Here is a 16,940-nt window from a genome sequence, read left to right as displayed (position 1 = left end):
TGGCCGGCAAGAAACTGCCGTCCTCGGTGAGGGTGAGCGACGGGGGTTGAACCCGCGACCTCCTGGACCACAACCAGGCGCTCTGCCAACTGAGCTACGCCCACCATGTGCCCTGCAGACTGTCCGGTTTCCCGGCCGTCCGAATTGGCAACGACAAATAGCTTACCTGCTGTTTGGGGATGCTTTTGCCACTTTTGGCTGTTTCGGCAAAATTTTCCCCAAACGTGGCGCAGATTACTTTCCGGACTGCTGCGCTGCGGGCGGCAGGACGCCTTCCGGGGCCTGCTGGTCCACTGCGGACGGCGACGCCGAGATGCGCTTGGAGATCTTCTGGGCCGTGGCACTGTCCGGTCCCGGGGCAGGCACGAAGACTGCTTCCCGGTAGTACCGGAGTTCATCAATGGAATCCTTGATGTCCCCGAGGGCGCGGTGGCCGCCGAGCTTCGCCGGCGCCTGGAAGTAGGCCCGCGCGTACCAGCGCCGCGCCAGTTCCTTGATGGTGCTGACGTCGATGATCCGGTAGTGCAGGTGCTCCACCACCAAGGGCATGTCCCTGGCGAGGAAGACCCGGTCCGTTCCCACCGAGTTGCCGGCAAGGGGCGCCTTGCGGGGGTCCGGCACCCACTTGCGGATGTAGTCCAGCACCAGGGCCTCCGCCTCGGCCATGGTTTTGCCGGCCGGAAGCTCGTTGAGCAGGCCTGACCGGGTGTGCATGTCCCGGACGAAGTCGTTCATCTGGGCGAGGGCGGCGTCGTCCGGTTTGATCACCACGTCCACCCCGTCTCCGAGGATGTTGAGCTCGGAGTCGGTCACCAGGGCCGCGACCTCGATCAAGGCGTCGTTGACGCTGTCGAGGCCGGTCATTTCGCAGTCGATCCAGACGATGCGTTCGTTAGTAATAGGCACCCGTTCAGCCTACCGTTTAGCCGCGTGCAAGCCTTGGAGAGGCGCTCCGATGCTAATATTTCGGGTACGTGGCAACGCCTCATTGCGGCAGCCGCGCCCCCGGCGTCGCCCGTTTTGGCTCGCCGCCCGATTTGGCTGGCCGCGCAGTTAGGCTGCACACGGGGCAGCACGCCCAACGAGATATGCCCAAGAGAGATACGCGCAAGAGAGTTAGGCGCAGAAGAGATTGGACGATCCTGAGATGACGGCGCCTGTGCCTGCGATAGGGGAAACAGCTACCGGCACTTCCACGGACCCGGGCCGGCCGGAAGTGGACAACCCACGCTCCCCGATCCTCTCCGGTTTCATCGGTTCCATGTTCCTGTTCGTCGGCTCGCTCGGCGTCGGCTGGCTGGCGCCGGTCTCGGAGCTGCGGCGGATGCCCCTGTTCATCTGGATGCGCACGGAGGCGTTCGGCGTCGGACTGTCCATCGTGCTGCTTGCGGTGGGCGGCATGCTGCTGGTCCGGGCGTGGCTCAGGCTTGGCCAGCACGTTCACGTGTGGGGCCGGGAGGCCCGGAAGGCCACCCTCCAGGCCGTCGTCGCGTGGGGCCTTCCCATGATGTTCACGGTCCCGCTGTTCAGCCGGGACGTTTACGCCTACATCGGCCAGGGCCGGCTGATGGTCGAGGGCTTCAACCCGTATGAGAACGGAATCTCGGCGCTGTCCAACTACTTCCAGCTGGGCGCGGACAAGATGTGGACCGAGGCCCCGGTTCCCTACGGCCAGGTGTTTTTGTGGATCGAGCAGTTCGTGGTCTGGTCCACCAACGTGCACCCGGAAGCCAGCATCATGCTGTTCCGCCTCGCCGCTCTGGCGGGTGTGGTGCTGTGCATCATCTACGTGCCCAAGCTTGCAGAGCTGCACGGCGTCAATCCGCACCGTGCCCTCTGGCTGACGGCGGCGAACCCGCTCTTCCTGACCAACTTCATCGCCAGCGTCCACAACGATGCGCTGATGATCGGCCTGGCCCTCGCGGGCCTCTACTACTGCGCCACCCGGCGCGTCATACTTGGCCTCGTTCTTGTTACGGCTTCCATCGCCGTGAAGCCGATCACCGTGGTGTTCCTTCCGTTTATCGGGTTGCTCTGGGCGGGCAAAGCGGCCAGTTGGCCCAGGAAGTTCGTGTTCTGGGGCCTGACCGCCGGAATCAGCTTCGCGCTGCTCTACGCCATGAGCCTGGTCAACGGCTTCGGGTTCGGCTGGATCAACGGACTCTCGGCGCCCGGCAGTGTCTGGATCTGGTACGCCCCGGTGGGACTGCTTGGCCTGGTGGTCGCCTCCATTTTCAACGCGTTCAGCCTTGACGGCTGGGGGCTGGCCAAATGGGTTTACGACGCCGGCAAGCTCCTTGCCGTGGGCATCGTCGCCTGGCAGATTTTCCGGGGCGAACACGACCGCCTCATGCGCCGCCTGACCCTGGCCTTCGCGGCCGTCGTGGTGCTCGCGCCAATGATCCAGTCCTGGTACGTGGTGTGGCTGATCCCGCTGTTCGCCGTCACGGGCATCCGCGACGACTGGCAGGTCAAGGCCCTGTACTTCATCGTTTCCTTTTTCATGGTCTACGCCATCTCCGACCAGCTGGAAGTCTTCCCCTACCTGCAGACCGGCGACCTGGGCCTTGCCCTGGCGCTGGCCCGCAACGCAGCCGCCATCATTGCCCTGCTGTTTGCCCTCTACCTGATCTTCCTGGACCGCAGCACCAAGCTGCTTTTCAGCAAGGCTGACCAGCCCGTCACGACGCGCCCCGTAATCTGACCTAAAGGTTTTTCAGGGCTTCCCTGCGCGAGAGCGGACTGAGTGACGTGCCGTTCCGCGTCACGAAATTCAGGACCCATTCCGGATCAGTTTTGGCGTACTCACGCAACGCCCACCCGATGGCCTTGCGGATGAAGAACTCCCTGTCGGCCATGTTCGCCTCGATGACGGCAGAGAGCAGCGCGGTGTCCGTCTGGAACTTGGCCCCCAGCTGGGCAGTGATGGACGCCCGCCGAATCCAGAAGTCGCGGTCGGCGCTCCACTGGAGCAGCACCCGGGTGAGTTCGTCCCGGTGGGCCCGGAGCAGCGCGCCGATCCGGTGGGCCACGCCGTCTGCATAGTCCCAGGACGAGCCGGTCCGGATGATCTCCTCGTACACCGCAAGCATCCGCGGGTCTCGGGCTACGCTGCGCAGCCCGGTCAGGTCAATCGCCGCATAGCGTTCCTCGCGGTAACGGGCTTCACGCCACAGGACCAGCACCGTTGACCGCAGGTCCTCAGCGGATTCAAACGGATGGGCAGCGGCCGCGGCCTTGGTTGCCTTGCGCACCTCCGGCACACGGACGCCGAGGGACGGCGTTGAGGACTTCATGTAGGCCTGTGCTGCGGCGCCGCGGATGGGGTCTGCCGCTGCCCGCAGCTGGGCGCGAATCAACTTCAGCACCGCTTCATTTGCCATGCTGCCAAGATAGCCGGTCCAAGGAGCCTGCGGCAGCGGTTGCCATTGCCGCCGTGGTCCGCGTGGTCCTGTCATCCGACCTGTAGCCGTATCACCCTGCGGCCGGGAACTGCGTCACTGACCACCTCAAACCCCGCGGCCAGGAACAGCTCCAGCGTGCCCTGGTAGAGATCGGACGGCCCGGCCTTTGGCCGTTCCCGTGGATCCACCGGATACCCTTCGACGACGGCGGCCCCGTTGGCGCGTGCATGGCCGACGGCGGCAGCCAGCAGGACCGCCGCCACGCCGCTGCGCCGGTGGCCGCGTGCGACGACGAAGCAGCTCACCGACCACACGCTCCCGCCGCCGTCCGCGACGGCGGGACCGGCAGCCTTGAACACCTGGGAACGGAGAATCCGCGGGTAGCATCCCCGCGGCTCCACGGCGCACCAGCCGACTGCGGAGCCGCCGCGGTAGGCCAGGACCCCCGGCGCCGGCCCGCGGCCGTCGAACCTGTCTTTCAGCTGTGCCTTGCGGCCGGCAGGCGGCGTGGCAGCAAAGCTGCCTCCCGGCAGGGCAAAGAACCGGCACCAGCAGCGTGACGGTTCGCCGCGGACGCCGAAAAGTTCCTCGACGGCGGCCCACTCGGCGGCCGCGGTGGTGATGCCCGCTGCTGTCTCCTGTGGATGGTCTGTCATGGCCGCCTTCCGTTGCCGCGGGCAAAAGTCCTGCTGCAGGACGGTGGCTGTTGCCGCGCCTGCCTTGCTGCCGGCTAGGAGGCGGGTTCGCCGCCCGGCTCCGTACTCCGGCGCAGGGTCACCTCGCCTGTGACCCCCACGGCGCCGGCCGCCGCGTGGCCGGAACCGGCGGGTACTGCCAGCCTGCCGATCTCCTCCAGTGGCAGGCGGACGGTGGAGAGGGCGGGCCGGAAGTCCCGCAGTGTTTCGATGTCGTCAAAGCCGGCGATGGCGGCGTCTCGGGGGACGCGCAGCCCCTTGGAGCGCAGCGCGGCGGTGGCCCCGATCGCCATGACGTCGTTGACGGCGAAGATACAGAGCCGTGGCGGTGCGGCGGCGTCATCGCCGGCCTCGCCCTTGCCCCGGTGTGCCCCGATGCGTGCGGCGAGCTCCATGCCCGCCTCGTAACCGCCCGCACGGTCGAATCCGGTGTGCAGGACGCGTGCCGGCGAAAGCCCGGCGTCTGCCAGGCCGCGCTGGAAGCCCCGCACGCGGTCGTCGGAGGTCAGGAGGCCCTCCGGACCGGCGATGACCACGAACTCCCCGGCATGCGAAGCGGCTAGTTCCCGGGCGAGTTCGGCAGCGAGCTCCTCGTTGGGAACCTCAACCACGTGATAGCCCTCGTTGGATTCCGCGCCCACTACGGCGTGTCCCACCACGCCCACTTGGCCGCCGTTGCGGCAATAGCGGTCAAGCTCGGCGGCCAGTTCTGCGTTGGCCTCATCGTCCGCGGTCCGTGCAGATCGCGATCCCGCAATCACTATCGAGTCCGCCCGGCGCGCCGCAAAGGCCGCCACGGCCGCGCGCTCGTCGGCGGGGCTGCCCGCGGTGGTGGCCAGCAGCACCATCTTGTTCTGGTGCCGGGCCGCGGTCTGGACGCCGCGGGCTATGGCTGAGAAGTAGGGGTCCGCGATGTCGTGAACGATGAGTCCGATGAGGCCCGAGCTCGACTTGGCGAGGCCTTGGGCCTGGGCGTTGGGGATGTAGCCGAGGGAGTCCGCAGCTTTCCGGACGCGCTCAGCGATATCAGGTCCGGGGGTCCTGGCGGAACCGTTCAGGACACGGCTCGCGGTGGCGGGGGAGACTCCGGCCAGGCGGGCTACTTCGGTCAGCGTGCTTGCTGCCACAGGCGAAACTCCTCTTCAACGGGCCCCAGCCTCGGGAACTCGGCTGATGCCCACATTATCGCAGTTACAAGTAAGTTCGGAAAGCGCTTGCCAGATCCGCGCGAGTTCTGCACTATGGAAGCAGCGGGAATGCGCTTTCCGATCCATCCACCACGAATGAATGAGGACTCATGGGCTTCGAAACAAAGACGATCCGTATCGCCATGAACGGGATTACCGGCCGGATGGGCTACCGCCAGCACCTGCTGCGCTCCATCCTCCCCATCCGGGACGCAGGGGGCTTCACCCTGGAGGACGGCACCAAGGTCCAGATCGAGCCAATCCTCGTCGGCCGCAACGAAGCCAAAATCCGTGAACTGGCCGAGCTTCACAAAATCTCGGAATGGACCACCGACCTTGACGGCGTGATTCACGACCCCACTGTGGACGTCGTCTTCGACGCCTCGATGACCAGCCTGCGGGCCGCAACCCTGAAGAAGGCCATGCTGGCCGGCAAGCACATCTTCACTGAGAAGCCGACGGCGGAAACCCTCGAGGAGGCCATCGAGCTGGCCCGCATCGGCAAGGAAGCCGGGGTCACCGCCGGCGTCGTGCATGACAAGCTCTACCTGCCCGGACTGGTCAAGCTCCGCCGCCTCGTGGACGAAGGGTTCTTCGGCCGGATCCTGTCCATCCGCGGAGAATTCGGCTACTGGGTCTTCGAAGGCGACGTGCAGGCGGCCCAGCGCCCGTCCTGGAACTACCGCAAGGAGGACGGCGGCGGCATGACCACGGACATGTTCTGCCACTGGAACTACGTCCTGGAAGGCATCATCGGCAAGGTAAAGAGCGTCAACGCCAAGACGGCCACCCACATCCCCGCGCGGTGGGACGAGGCCGGCAAGGAGTACAAGGCAACGGCAGACGACGCCTCCTACGGCATCTTCGAGCTGCAAACCCCGGGCGGGGACGACGTTATCGGCCAGATCAACTCCTCGTGGGCCGTCCGGGTCTACCGTGACGAGCTGGTCGAATTCCAGGTGGACGGCACGCACGGATCTGCCGTCGCCGGCCTGAACAAGTGTGTGGCGCAGCAGCGGGCCCACACACCCAAGCCGGTCTGGAACCCGGACCTTCCAGTCACAGAATCCTTCCGCAGCCAGTGGCAGGAAGTCCCCGCCAACGCCGAGCTGGACAACGGCTTCAAGCTGCAGTGGGAAGAGTTCCTGCGCGACGCCGTCGCCGGCCGCGAGCACCGCTTCGGGCTGCTCTCCGCCGCCCGCGGCGTGCAGCTCGCCGAACTCGGCCTGCAGTCCAGCGACGAACGCCGCACCATCGACATCCCGGAGATCACGCTCTGATGACTTCACTGATCCTTCCCACCTCCGACGGCGGAACCCGGCAGTACCGGCTCCGCGCTGCCACCACCTGGGCCAAACCGACGGCACGCCTGACATCGCGCCGGGCCTACGCTGCCGCCCACGTCATCCCCGAGGTGACCGCAGACAACACTCCCGGTGCCCCGGCCCGTCTCGACTGGGACGCCACCCTGGCCTACCGGCACGAGCTCTGGTCCTACGGGCTCGGGGTTGCCGACGCGATGGACACCGCCCAGCGCGGCATGGGCCTGGACTGGCCCGCCACGCAGCAGCTGATCAAGCGCACCGGCGCGGAGGCGGCGTCCGTGGTCTCCACCGGGGGCATGGCCACGGCAGGCATGACCGTCCGCGACCTCGTGTCCTGCGGCGCCGGCACCGACCAGCTGGACCTTGCCACACTGCCTTCCGGCGCGGCCGGGCTGCAGGCGGTCCTGACCGCCTACCGTGAGCAGGTCGCCGCCGTCAGCGAGGCCGGACCCAAGGTGATCCTCATGGCCTCAAGGGCGCTGGCCCAGGTGGCGTCCGGTCCCGAGGACTACCTGAAGGTGTACTCCACACTGCTCCAGGAGGCCGACCAGCCCGTCATCCTGCACTGGCTCGGCACCATGTTCGATCCCGCGCTGGCCGGCTACTGGGGCTCAGACAGCGTTGACCAGGCCACCGGGACGTTCCTCTCCCTCATCCGCGAGAACGCGGACAGGGTGGACGGCGTCAAGGTCTCCCTCCTGGATGCCTCGCATGAAATCGCGTTGCGGGCGGCGCTCCCCGAGGGCGTCCGCCTCTACACCGGCGATGATTTCAACTACCCGGAACTGATCGACGGCGACGGCACCCTCCACTCGGATGCTCTGCTGGGAATCTTTGCGGCAATCTATCCCGCCGCGTCCGCGGCGCTGCAAAGCTACGACGCCGGAGACGCCGCCAAAGCCCGTGCCATCCTGGACTCCACCCGCGAACTGGGCAAGCACATCTTCAGTGCCCCCACGTTCTACTACAAAACCGGAATCGCCTTCCTCTCCTGGCTCAACGGCAAGCAGCCCGGATTCCAGATGGTGGGCGGGCTGCACTCGGGCCGTTCCGTGGTGCACCTCGCGAAGACCTTCGAACTGGCCGACGAAGCCGGGCTGCTGAAGGACCCCGCCCTCGCAGCGTTCCGGATGTCCGATTACCTTCGCATTAACGGAGTGGGAGTATGACCTTCTATTCAGAACCGTCCCCCTTTTCACGGCTTTCCCTCAATAGCGCCACCACCAAGAAGTGGACGCTCGCCGAGGCTGTTGACGGCTGCGCCCGTGCAGGAATCCCCGCCATCGGGCCCTGGCGGGACATCGTCGCCGAGGCCGGGCTGGACAAGGCGGCGAAGCTGATCAAGGACGCCGGGCTCCGGGTCTCCTCGCTGTGCCGCGGCGGGTTCCTCACCGCTCCGGACGCCGACGGGCAGGCGGCAGCGCTCGCCGACAACAGGGCCGCGATCCTGGAGGCGGTTGCTCTCGATACGCAAGAACTGTTCCTCGTGGTCGGGGGCCTGGCGCCGGGGGAGAAGGACGTCGTGGCTGCCCGCCAGCGCGTGGCCGACCGGCTCGAGGACCTCGTCCCATTCGCCGTCGAACACGGCGTCCGGCTGGTGCTGGAACCCCTGCACCCGATGTACGCCGCCGACCGTGCGCTCATCTCCACGCTGGGGCAGGCGCTGGACCTGGCGGCGCCGTACGATGCGCGGGCGGTGGGGGTCGCCGTCGACACCTTCCACGTCTGGTGGGATCCGGAACTGAAAGCGCAGATCGACCGCGCCGGACGGGAGAACCGGATCGCCTCCTACCAGGTGTGTGACTTCAACCTTCCGATCGCCGCGGACGCGCTGCTTTCCCGCGGCATGATGGGCGACGGCGTGATTGACTTCGCGACGATCGGTACCTGGGTCCGGGACGCCGGATACACCGGCGACATCGAGGTGGAGATATTCAACCAGGAGATCTGGGACGCCGACGGCGCCGACGTCCTGGCGAGGATGAAGGACCGCTACGCGGAACTGGTGCAACCCTTCGCCTGAACCTGCCCTTACTTCGGTGGCCGTCCGCGGGTAGGGTGGCGCCAGGAGGGGTAGCCATGGACAAGCGCATCAGGGATGCCGAGGCAAGCGTTGTTGTCGCTGCGCAGCCGGAGCGGGTGTGGAAGGCGCTGACGGATCCGGCGGACGTCAGGGAATACTTTCTCGGCACGAACGTCACATCCACCTGGCGGGAAGGTGAGCCGGTGACGTTCGAGGGGGAGTGGCAGGGCAAGTCCTACCAGGACAAGGGGACCGTGCTGGAAGTCCGCCCCAACGAACTCCTGCGGATCACCCACTACAGCCGCTTGTCGGGCCTGCCCGACGAGCCGGACAGCTACCACACGGTGGAGTACGCCCTGGAGCCCGTGGCGGAGGGCACCCGGGTCAGCATCACCCAGGGCAACAACAGGAGCGATGACGAAGCCGCGGAGTCCGAGAAACTTTGGGGCATGGTGCTCGGCAACCTCAAGGACTATCTGGAGGACTGCCGCCGGTGGCGGCTTACCGGTTCCGGCCAGCCTGTACCCTGCGACGGTGGGCGGCGGCGCGCAGCTGGATGATCCGGGCTGCGCCCGCCATGGCCACGAGGACACCTCCGCCTACTGCCGCGATGAAGAGGGACATCCCGAGCGACACCGCGCCTTCAAGGCCGAAGAACTTCACCTGGACGAGTTCCTGGTTCTGCAGGATGAAGATGATCAGCAACACCAGTACCACCAGGGCCGAGGCCACCGCCGCCCAGATCATACCTGCGCGCGTCACCTGCCGTTCCGGCTCCGCCCGGCCGGGCCGCGGTGACGCGGCCCCGTCGTAACCCGGGATCGCGGCCGTGCCGGGATGGCGGGCCGCCGCGCCGGTACCCGCCGCCGCTGCGGCCGGTGCAGGGCCAAGCGGCTCCGCGGCGCCTGGCTGGCCTGCTGCCGCGCTCGCTGGCCGGGGCGTTTCCGGATCGGCGGGGTTTCCGCCCGACTGGCTTTGCTGCATGCGGATGTTCCTTCCCTGACGGTTGGTCCAAGCTGACCGGCGCGTGCACGTCGCCGGCGTCCAGTCCGATCATAGGCACAGTCGGGCCTTATTAGTAAGCATGCTTGGCACTTGCTGTCGGGAGGTCACCCGGGGGGCCTATCCATCCGGAGGCAGAGGCAGAACTGGCCCTGTCATGGAACTATAGTCGTGGAAGCCGGGGGCGCTCAGGATCCTGGCGAGAGCGAAAGGCAACAGGGCAGATGGCAGACGTCACCGTAGTGTTCGACGGTCAAAGGACGCTCTTTTCAGACTCGGGAAAGTCCTATTCCTACCGAGTCGGTCCGGCTGGAACTCTTCATGTTCTGGCCCAGGCCTCGGGTCAGGCCGAGTGGACGTTTGAGCGGGAATATTCGCCGGCAGGCTGGCACACGGTCGAGGGCAAGCGGTTCATGGCCGATCCGACTATGTTGTCGCTGGCGGGCAAGGGTGGCCGTGCATTCCACACGGTCACCGACGAATAAAGGAAAGGGCTGCCGCTTCGACGCAGAAGGGCTGCCGGAGAGAAGCGGTCCTGACTTTCGGTGTCGAATGTCAGGACCGCTCGTGGCCGTGCCCCAGGAGGGAATCGAACCCCCGACCGGCGGATTAGAAGGCCGCTGCTCTATCCCCTGAGCTACTGGGGCAACTGGTTTCCCGGCTTCCCGGGTGCCTGAAAAAGTCTACATTGCCTGCGGGCCCGTCGGCGGCACCGAGGACGAACGTTTCGGTTATCCACATACAGCATTGCGTACCTCCCCGCGGTCGCGTCGGCGGTTGATGCTGGAAGTGCCTGCTAGGGCAAGACACTTCGAGACAGGACACCAAGATGAGTGACAACATTACGGTCCGGGGCTTCGTGGCCACGGAGATCCGCAGTTCCACTACTCCCGGGGGCGTTCCCACCGCCTCATTCCGCCTCGGTTCCGCTGAACGGCGGTACGACCGCACGGCCAACGCCTGGGTGGACGGCAACATCAACTGGTTCACGGTCCAGGGATACCGGCAGCTGGCCGGGAACATGGGCTGCAGCATCAAGAAGGGCCAGCGCGTCGTCGTCGTGGGCAAGCTCAAGATGCGCAGCTGGGAGAAAGACGGCCGCATGTACCACGACGCCGAGATCGACGCGGACGCGGTGGGCCACGATCTCAAGTGGGGCACTGCCAACTTCATCCGCAATTCCGGAAACCCGCAGGCCGCTGACGGATTCGGCCCCGGGAACGGCGACCGCAGTGTTTCCGGATCCCCAGGCGAGGCCGGGGACGGCTCGGACGAGGACCGGGAGGAAGGCGACGAAGCCGACGAAGGCCCGGCTGCGGCGGGCATCTTTCTCGACGACGCCGGCGACGAGTTGCAGCTCGACCCGGAAACGGGCGAGCTCACGGGAGCCGCTGCCTGAACGCCGGTGCCGTGCGGCACGGCACCCCCTGGCGGTGCCGCATGGCAGAATGGCAGCGTGATGCGAGCGACTACACTTCAGCGGAACAAAGCACTCCGCGGCAATGCCACTGGTGCCCTGGGAAACGCCAAGAAGGTTACCGGCCGGCTCGCATTGGCGGTTGTTGTCGTGTCCCTGGCCGCCTGCACGGCACCGGGAGATCAGGCCACCGTGCACCAGACGACGGAAGCACCAGCCGCCGGAGAACAGGCGGCCACCCAGGCGACAGCAAAACCCTCGGCAAAACCGTCGGCGCCTGCGGCAGCCACCAAAGACGCTTCCGCGGCCACGGCCGCGCTGCAGCGGACCATGGCTGTCGTCCTGGAAAGTGTAGTAGCTGCCAACCCGAAGCCCGCTACTGCGGACATCACCTCCGCCCTCACGGCGGCAGGAGTTCCGGCGCGGAGCCTGGAGGTCTCGGCCGGGCGTACACCCACCGGGCTCGAGGTGGATTCCATGGAAGCGGCGGCTGTCCAAGCCAAGGAATGCGTGATCGGCCAGATCCGCGATGGGAAGGTGACGGTGACCTTGCTGCCGGCCCTGTCGAACGGCAAGTGTTTCGTAGGAGCCGCCGGCTGAGCCCGGAATGTGAGATATCACCGCCAACCCACTAGATTTGGAACCATGGCGGAATTTATCTACACAATGACCAAGGCCCGAAAGGCTGTTGGCGAAAAACTTATTCTCGACGACGTCAGCATGTCGTTCTTCCCGGGCGCCAAGATCGGCGTCGTTGGCCCCAACGGTGCCGGTAAGTCCACCATCCTGAAAATCATGGCCGGCCTGGACACCCCCTCCAACGGCGAGGCACGGCTGAGCCCCGGCTACACGGTCGGCATCCTGCTGCAGGAGCCGCCGCTGAACGAGGAAAAGACCGTCCTGGGCAACGTCCAGGAGGGCGTGGGCGAGATCTACGGCAAGATCCAGCGTTTCAACGCAATCTCCGAGGAGATGGCCAGCCCGGACGCGGACTACGACTCGCTCCTCGAGGAGATGGGCCACCTGCAGGAGGCCATCGACTCCGCCGATGCCTGGGACCTGGACTCCCAGCTCGAGCAGGCCATGGACGCCCTCCGCTGCCCGCCGGCCGACGCGGATGTCACCCTGCTCTCCGGTGGTGAGCGCCGCCGCGTTGCCCTCTGCAAGCTGCTGCTGCAGAAGCCGGACCTCCTGCTGCTCGACGAGCCCACCAACCACCTCGACGCCGAGAGCGTGCTGTGGCTGGAACAGCATCTCTCCTCCTACGAGGGCGCAGTGCTCGCCGTCACCCACGACCGGTACTTCCTGGACCACGTCGCGGAATGGATCGCGGAGGTGGACCGCGGCCACCTGTACCCCTATGAGGGCAATTACTCCACCTACCTGGAGAAGAAGCGCGCCCGCCTGGAAATCCAAGGCAAGAAGGACGCCAAGCAGGCGAAGCGCCTCGCCGAGGAACTCGACTGGGTCCGCTCCAATGCCAAGGGCCGGCAGACCAAGTCCAAGGCGCGTCTTGCCCGCTACGAGGAAATGGCGGCCGAGGCCGACCGCACCCGGAAGCTGGACTTCGAAGAGATCCAGATCCCGCCGGGACCGCGCCTTGGCGGCGTTGTGCTCGAAGCCAAGAACCTGCAGAAGGGCTTCGACGACCGCACCCTGATCGACGGCCTGTCCTTCTCCCTGCCCCGCAACGGCATCGTCGGCGTCATCGGCCCGAACGGTGTGGGCAAGTCCACGCTGTTCAAGACCATCGTGGGCCTTGAGCCCCTCGACGGCGGCGAGCTGAAGATCGGCGACTCGGTCAAGATTTCCTACGCCGACCAGAGCCGCGGGGGCATCGACCCCAACAAGACCCTCTGGGAGGTTGTTTCCGACGGCCTGGACTTCATCCAGGTGGGCAACGTTGAAATGCCGTCCCGCGCCTATGTCGCGGCGTTCGGGTTCAAGGGACCGGACCAGCAGAAGAAGGCAGGCGTGCTTTCCGGTGGTGAGCGCAACCGCCTTAACCTGGCGCTGACCCTCAAGCAGGGCGGAAACCTGCTCCTGCTGGACGAACCGACCAACGACCTCGACGTCGAAACTCTCAGCAGCCTGGAAAACGCGTTGCTTGAGTTCCCGGGCTGCGCCGTCGTGGTCTCCCACGACCGCTGGTTCCTGGACCGGGTGGCCACCCACATCCTTGCGTACGAAGGTGACGAGGAGAACCCGTCGAAGTGGTACTGGTTTGAAGGCAACTTCGAATCCTATGAGGAGAACAAGGTGCAGCGCCTCGGCCCCGACGCGGCCAAGCCGCACCGCGTCACGCACCGCCGCCTGACCCGCGACTAAATCAGGCGCTGAGCACGAAAAGGCCGGCCCCGGGTTGACAAGATCAACCCGGGGCCGGCCTTTTCGTGTGACGGAAGTCCGTCAGGCCTTGCGCATCTGGTGCTGCAGGATCTTGGTCTGCACGGCACCGGCAACCTTGCTCTTGATGTCCGTCGGCACCCGGACCATGCCCTCCTGCGCCACGGATGCCACGTGCAGGCCCTCCCGGTTGAAGATCTTGCCGGTCGCCAGGCCCCGCGCCCCCTGGGCGCTGGGCGATTCCTGCACGTACAGGAGCCATTCGTCAACGCGGACGGGACGGTGCCACCACATGGCGTGGTCGAGGCTGGCCACGCTCATGCCCGGCGTGATCCAGCTCAGCCCGTGCCTGCGAAGAATCGACTCGAGCAGCGTGTAGTCGCTGGCGTAGGCCAGCGCGGCACGGTGCGTGTTGGCGTTGTCCGGCATGGGGCTGAAGGTCTTCATCCACACGGCGTTGCGCGCTTCCTTCTTCCCCGTGGCCGCCACATACAGTGCGGGATCCACATGGCGGATGTCGAAGGGCCGTTCGTATGACCAGTGGCGGGCGACGGGGTGGTCGAACTTGCCCAGCAGGTCCGCCGTGCTGGGCAGCGACTCCGGATCCGGAATGTCGGCAGGCATCTCGGACTGGTGCTCAATGCCGTCATCGCCGGCCTGGAACGAGGCGATCATGGACAGAATCGGGGTGCCGTCCTGGTAGGCATGCACGCGCCGGGCGGAGAACGAGCGGCCGTCCCGCAGGCGCTGGACGCCGAAGGTGATGGGCTTGTTCGCGTCACCGGGCCGGAGGAAGTAGCCGTGCATGGAATGGACGGTGCGGTCCTCGTCCACGGTGCGCATCCCGGCGATCAGGGACTGGGCCAGGACCTGGCCGCCAAAGACGCGCTGGTGCGGCTGGCGCTGCGACGGACCCATGAAAATATCCTCGTCGGTGCGGGCGCCTTCCAGCTCGCCGAGGTCAAGCAGTTCGAGGAGGGAGTTCGTGGGGTCATTCGTGGGCAAGGCCTGCAATCCGGCGTCCGCTTCAGTCATGGTTTGACTCTAGACGGCGCCCCGGCACCGCTCAACCGCGCCCCAGCCGGTAGTGTTCTTAACGTGTCTGATCTCCTTACCCAGTCTTTCCGCTTCGCCGACCCGCGCGATCTCGCCGATCTGAAGACCTTCGTCACCCGCGCCAAGGCCATTGACGACGGCGCCATCCGCCTCCAGGCGGCCGGCACGGTCCTGGCCGCCTACGTGTGCGTGCTCCGGCCCCGGATCCTGGGGGAGTCCACCCCCACGATTCTGGGCCTGCGCACGATGGGACTGGCAGAGCCCTCCGCTGTTGATGTCACGGTTCCCCTCGCTGCCGTCCTGGACCGGCTGGCCCGGGCGGGGGAGAACGACGCCGATCTTCCGGTCCCGCCGTCGACCGTCACCGAGTCATGGGCCGGCGTGGGGGCGCCGCGCAGCGGCTGGGAACTCGTGGACTCCGTGCCCGATGCCGAACTGCGGCAGGCCGCCGAAACCGGCATCGCCGAGGTGGCCGGCATCGTTCCGGACAAACCCGGAGCCCTGATCGTGAACAACGCCCGGGCCGCCGTCTGGGGACGCGGGCTCGAGGGACGGCACGGGCTGCCGGCCGGAGCGGCGTTCGCCGCCCTCGCCCTGGGTTTCCTGGGCGGGGACGAACTGGCCGGCGACGAACAGAAGCTCTACCGTTCCGGGCGCTGGTTCCGGCTCAGCAGCAACCGCGGGCACGTGCTGGCACGTACCGGCGCCGGCCTGCTTTAGGCCGCCGACACCCGGCGGCTCGAAGCCGCAGCCGGTATCAGCCCTGCGCCTCGGACGGGCTGTTCACCATCGAGAGCGCGGCGCGCTCCATGTAATCCCACAGGGTTCCCTCATGCAGGGGCGGCAGGTCCAGGGAATCGACGGCTGTCCGCATGTGATGCAGCCAGCGGTCCTTCGCCTCGGGCGTCACCCGGAACGGCATGTGGCGCATCCGCAGCCGGGGATGGCCGCGCTCCTCGCCGTAGGTGGTGGGGCCGCCCCAGTACTGCTCCAGGAACATCAGGAACCGCCGCTTGGCCGGACCCAGATCCTCTTCCGGATACATGGGGCGCAGCAGCGGATCGGTGGCCACGCCGTCGTAAAAGACGTCGATGAGCTTCACGAAGGTTTCATGGCCGCCGACGGCGTCGTAAAAGTTGTCCGTGTAGCCCGGCTGGCTGAAGGGGTCGTTGCGCATCAGCGGCTTCCGGACGCCGGGCTCGGGCGGGGTGGGAAGGGATGGGATGGTCATGGCTATTCTCCAGACTTCTGCTGGGGTGCGTGCTCGGCTTCCGCAGCCGTCTCTTCAGGCTCCGCAGGCGGGACGTAGTTTCCCTGCGAGCGGTTGCCCACACGGAGGATCTCACCGTTGCGGAGGTACCAGATGGCGCCGTTCTCGTCGCGGACGCGCGTGATCCGCAGCCCGATCGACTCCACGACGCCCACCACTTCGCTGGTTTCAATGATGTCGCCGATGCCGTACTGGTCCTCGATGGTGATGAAGATGCCGGCGAGGAAGTCCCTGATCAGCTGCTGGGCGCCAAAGCCGATGGCGATACCGAGGATTCCCACGCTGGTCAGCAGCGGTGCCACGTCGACGTCGAGGTTCTTCAGCATGTAGATGGTGGTGATGACAGCGATCATCACGCCGATGCCGCTCTTCAGCAGCGAGCCGATCGTGTTGGCCCGCTGGACGCGCCGCTCATGGTCCAGGGCACGGAGAGCCGGCGCCACCCAGCGGAAGTGCGGCTTCTTGAACAGCGACGTGCCGCTGGCCACACGCTTGGTGATCCTGGCGATCAGGAAACTGGCGATCAGCCACAGGATTATGCCCGCGCCAAGGCTGATGGCCACGCCGGCCAGGTCGAGTCCGGTGGGCTCCAGTGAGGCGGAGGGTGCGGTGAACATGCTGTGCATCTGCTGGAAGGCTCCTTGCTGCTGTCCGGTGGCGGCCGGTCTCCGCGCTTTCCTGGAGGCCGGCCGCTCTTTGGTCGCCATTAAGCCTAACGGGGTCTGCCGCTGGCTAAGGACTTCCGGCTGTGGTAACGGGAGCGTGCAGGACGGGGAAATTTACGCTACGGGCAATGAAGCACACCTGGTTGGCCTCGTGATGCATCCGGTCCGCCAGCGCGATGTGCCCCGGATCCGCAACCGTCACCTGCGGGCGCAGCGTGACGGTTTCGAACTGGCCGCTGCCGTCCCGGTTGAGCCGCATCATGCCGGTGGCGTTGTCCGCATAGGACAGGACCACCACGCCATGCTTCACCGCAACGTGCAGGAAGGACAGCATGTGGCACTGTGCGAGCGCCGTCAGCAGCAGCTGCTCGGGGTTGTACCGGGAGCGGTCGCCGTGGAAGGTGGGATCGGCCGAGCCGTGCAGGACCGGCAGCCCGGGAATTTCGATGTCATGGTCCCGGGAGTAGTCCCGGTAGGACGACGTGCCGCTTCCAAGGTTGCCGGTCCAGCGGACCGTCAGCGCATAGTGGTGTTCGTTGAGTGCCATTGC

At 66.5% G+C, this 16,940-nt stretch carries 19 protein-coding genes and 2 tRNA genes; 10 read left to right on the top strand and 11 right to left on the bottom strand.

What is annotated here, in order from left to right; translation table 11 throughout:
- Positions 1-31 precede the first annotated feature (31 nt).
- Together ACTHQX_RS05400 and orn are read right to left on the bottom strand one after the other, a co-directional pair.
- Positions 32-104 (bottom strand) — tRNA-His (locus ACTHQX_RS05400).
- A gap of 130 nt (positions 105-234) precedes the next feature.
- Complete coding sequence (gene orn / locus ACTHQX_RS05395; RefSeq protein ID WP_440155961.1) at positions 235-906, bottom strand: oligoribonuclease; 672 nt, start codon at positions 904-906, stop codon at positions 235-237.
- A gap of 241 nt (positions 907-1,147) precedes the next feature.
- On the opposite strand from orn, the gene mptB reads away from it, so the two are divergent.
- Positions 1,148-2,704 (top strand): polyprenol phosphomannose-dependent alpha 1,6 mannosyltransferase MptB, encoded by a 1,557-nt coding sequence (gene mptB, locus ACTHQX_RS05390; RefSeq protein ID WP_236803703.1) that lies wholly within the window; start codon positions 1,148-1,150, stop codon positions 2,702-2,704.
- A 1-nt stretch (position 2,705) separates the two neighbouring features.
- Here the strand turns inward: mptB and ACTHQX_RS05385 are convergent, their stop codons facing one another.
- The 3 genes from ACTHQX_RS05385 to ACTHQX_RS05375 form a co-directional block, all read right to left on the bottom strand.
- The gene (locus ACTHQX_RS05385) at positions 2,706-3,383 is read right to left on the bottom strand and encodes a DNA alkylation repair protein (protein ID WP_440155963.1); all 678 of its coding nucleotides are present in this window, start codon (positions 3,381-3,383) and stop codon (positions 2,706-2,708) included.
- 71 nt (positions 3,384-3,454) lie between these two features.
- Positions 3,455-4,060: a GNAT family N-acetyltransferase gene (locus ACTHQX_RS05380; RefSeq protein WP_440155965.1), complete on the bottom strand. Its 606-nt coding sequence runs from the start codon at positions 4,058-4,060 to the stop codon at positions 3,455-3,457.
- Positions 4,061-4,134: 74 nt separating this feature from the next.
- Positions 4,135-5,226, bottom strand: a complete 1,092-nt coding sequence (locus ACTHQX_RS05375) for a LacI family DNA-binding transcriptional regulator (protein WP_440155966.1) — start codon at positions 5,224-5,226, stop codon at positions 4,135-4,137.
- 170 nt (positions 5,227-5,396) lie between these two features.
- Here ACTHQX_RS05375 and ACTHQX_RS05370 point away from each other — a divergent pair, with 170 nt between their 5' ends.
- The 4 genes from ACTHQX_RS05370 to ACTHQX_RS05355 are packed head-to-tail and all read left to right on the top strand — an operon-like array spanning position 5,397 to position 9,194.
- Positions 5,397-6,566 (top strand): Gfo/Idh/MocA family protein, encoded by a 1,170-nt coding sequence (locus ACTHQX_RS05370; RefSeq protein ID WP_440155967.1) that lies wholly within the window; start codon positions 5,397-5,399, stop codon positions 6,564-6,566.
- Entirely contained in the window at positions 6,566-7,780 is a 1,215-nt protein-coding gene (locus ACTHQX_RS05365; RefSeq protein ID WP_440155969.1) for a dihydrodipicolinate synthase family protein, read from the top strand. The genes ACTHQX_RS05370 and ACTHQX_RS05365 overlap by 1 nt, the downstream gene beginning before the upstream one ends.
- A complete protein-coding gene (locus tag ACTHQX_RS05360; protein WP_236803692.1) occupies positions 7,777-8,634 on the top strand; it encodes a sugar phosphate isomerase/epimerase family protein in 858 nt (285 codons plus the stop codon). The genes ACTHQX_RS05365 and ACTHQX_RS05360 overlap by 4 nt, the downstream gene beginning before the upstream one ends.
- A 56-nt stretch (positions 8,635-8,690) precedes the next feature.
- Entirely contained in the window at positions 8,691-9,194 is a 504-nt protein-coding gene (locus ACTHQX_RS05355; protein ID WP_440155971.1) for an SRPBCC family protein, read from the top strand.
- Here ACTHQX_RS05355 and ACTHQX_RS05350 read toward each other — a convergent pair.
- The gene (locus ACTHQX_RS05350; protein WP_440155972.1) at positions 9,136-9,618 is read right to left on the bottom strand and encodes a LapA family protein; all 483 of its coding nucleotides are present in this window, start codon (positions 9,616-9,618) and stop codon (positions 9,136-9,138) included. The two genes, ACTHQX_RS05355 and ACTHQX_RS05350, sit on opposite strands and share 59 nt — an antisense overlap.
- A 242-nt stretch (positions 9,619-9,860) precedes the next feature.
- On the opposite strand from ACTHQX_RS05350, the gene ACTHQX_RS05345 reads away from it, so the two are divergent.
- The gene (locus tag ACTHQX_RS05345; RefSeq protein ID WP_440155973.1) at positions 9,861-10,121 is read left to right on the top strand and encodes a hypothetical protein; all 261 of its coding nucleotides are present in this window, start codon (positions 9,861-9,863) and stop codon (positions 10,119-10,121) included.
- An 89-nt stretch (positions 10,122-10,210) separates the two neighbouring features.
- Here ACTHQX_RS05345 and ACTHQX_RS05340 read toward each other — a convergent pair.
- Positions 10,211-10,283, bottom strand: a tRNA-Arg gene (locus ACTHQX_RS05340).
- Between the two features lie 182 nt (positions 10,284-10,465).
- Here ACTHQX_RS05340 and ACTHQX_RS05335 point away from each other — a divergent pair.
- The 3 genes from ACTHQX_RS05335 to ettA are packed head-to-tail and all read left to right on the top strand — an operon-like array spanning position 10,466 to position 13,381.
- The gene (locus ACTHQX_RS05335) at positions 10,466-11,035 is read left to right on the top strand and encodes a single-stranded DNA-binding protein (RefSeq protein ID WP_440155974.1); all 570 of its coding nucleotides are present in this window, start codon (positions 10,466-10,468) and stop codon (positions 11,033-11,035) included.
- Positions 11,036-11,095: 60 nt separating this feature from the next.
- Positions 11,096-11,653 (top strand): DUF6993 domain-containing protein, encoded by a 558-nt coding sequence (locus tag ACTHQX_RS05330; RefSeq protein WP_440156187.1) that lies wholly within the window; start codon positions 11,096-11,098, stop codon positions 11,651-11,653.
- Between the two features lie 45 nt (positions 11,654-11,698).
- On the top strand, positions 11,699-13,381 hold the full coding sequence (gene ettA / locus ACTHQX_RS05325; RefSeq protein WP_190602495.1) for an energy-dependent translational throttle protein EttA: 1,683 nt from the start codon (positions 11,699-11,701) through the stop codon (positions 13,379-13,381).
- 81 nt (positions 13,382-13,462) lie between these two features.
- Here ettA and ACTHQX_RS05320 read toward each other — a convergent pair whose 3' ends face one another.
- Positions 13,463-14,434, bottom strand: coding sequence for an acyl-CoA thioesterase (locus ACTHQX_RS05320; protein ID WP_440155976.1), 972 nt, complete (start codon positions 14,432-14,434; stop codon positions 13,463-13,465).
- Between the two features lie 63 nt (positions 14,435-14,497).
- On the opposite strand from ACTHQX_RS05320, the gene ACTHQX_RS05315 reads away from it, so the two are divergent.
- The gene (locus tag ACTHQX_RS05315) at positions 14,498-15,175 is read left to right on the top strand and encodes a hypothetical protein (protein WP_236803680.1); all 678 of its coding nucleotides are present in this window, start codon (positions 14,498-14,500) and stop codon (positions 15,173-15,175) included.
- 37 nt (positions 15,176-15,212) lie between these two features.
- Here the strand turns inward: ACTHQX_RS05315 and ACTHQX_RS05310 are convergent, their stop codons facing one another.
- From ACTHQX_RS05310 to ACTHQX_RS05300, 3 genes are all read right to left on the bottom strand, one after another.
- Complete coding sequence (locus ACTHQX_RS05310; protein WP_272912715.1) at positions 15,213-15,686, bottom strand: globin; 474 nt, start codon at positions 15,684-15,686, stop codon at positions 15,213-15,215.
- A 2-nt stretch (positions 15,687-15,688) separates the two neighbouring features.
- Positions 15,689-16,351: a mechanosensitive ion channel family protein gene (locus ACTHQX_RS05305; protein WP_236803679.1), complete on the bottom strand. Its 663-nt coding sequence runs from the start codon at positions 16,349-16,351 to the stop codon at positions 15,689-15,691.
- 106 nt (positions 16,352-16,457) lie between these two features.
- A complete protein-coding gene (locus ACTHQX_RS05300) occupies positions 16,458-16,937 on the bottom strand; it encodes an OsmC family protein (RefSeq protein ID WP_236803677.1) in 480 nt (159 codons plus the stop codon).
- Between the last annotated feature and the right edge of the window lie 3 nt (positions 16,938-16,940).

The organism is Arthrobacter sp. SAFR-023, from assembly GCF_051965295.1.
GTDB lineage: Bacteria > Actinomycetota > Actinomycetes > Actinomycetales > Micrococcaceae > Arthrobacter.
The sequence above is the reverse complement of the archived record's forward strand: the minus strand, read 5'-3'. Positions and strand labels throughout refer to the sequence as shown.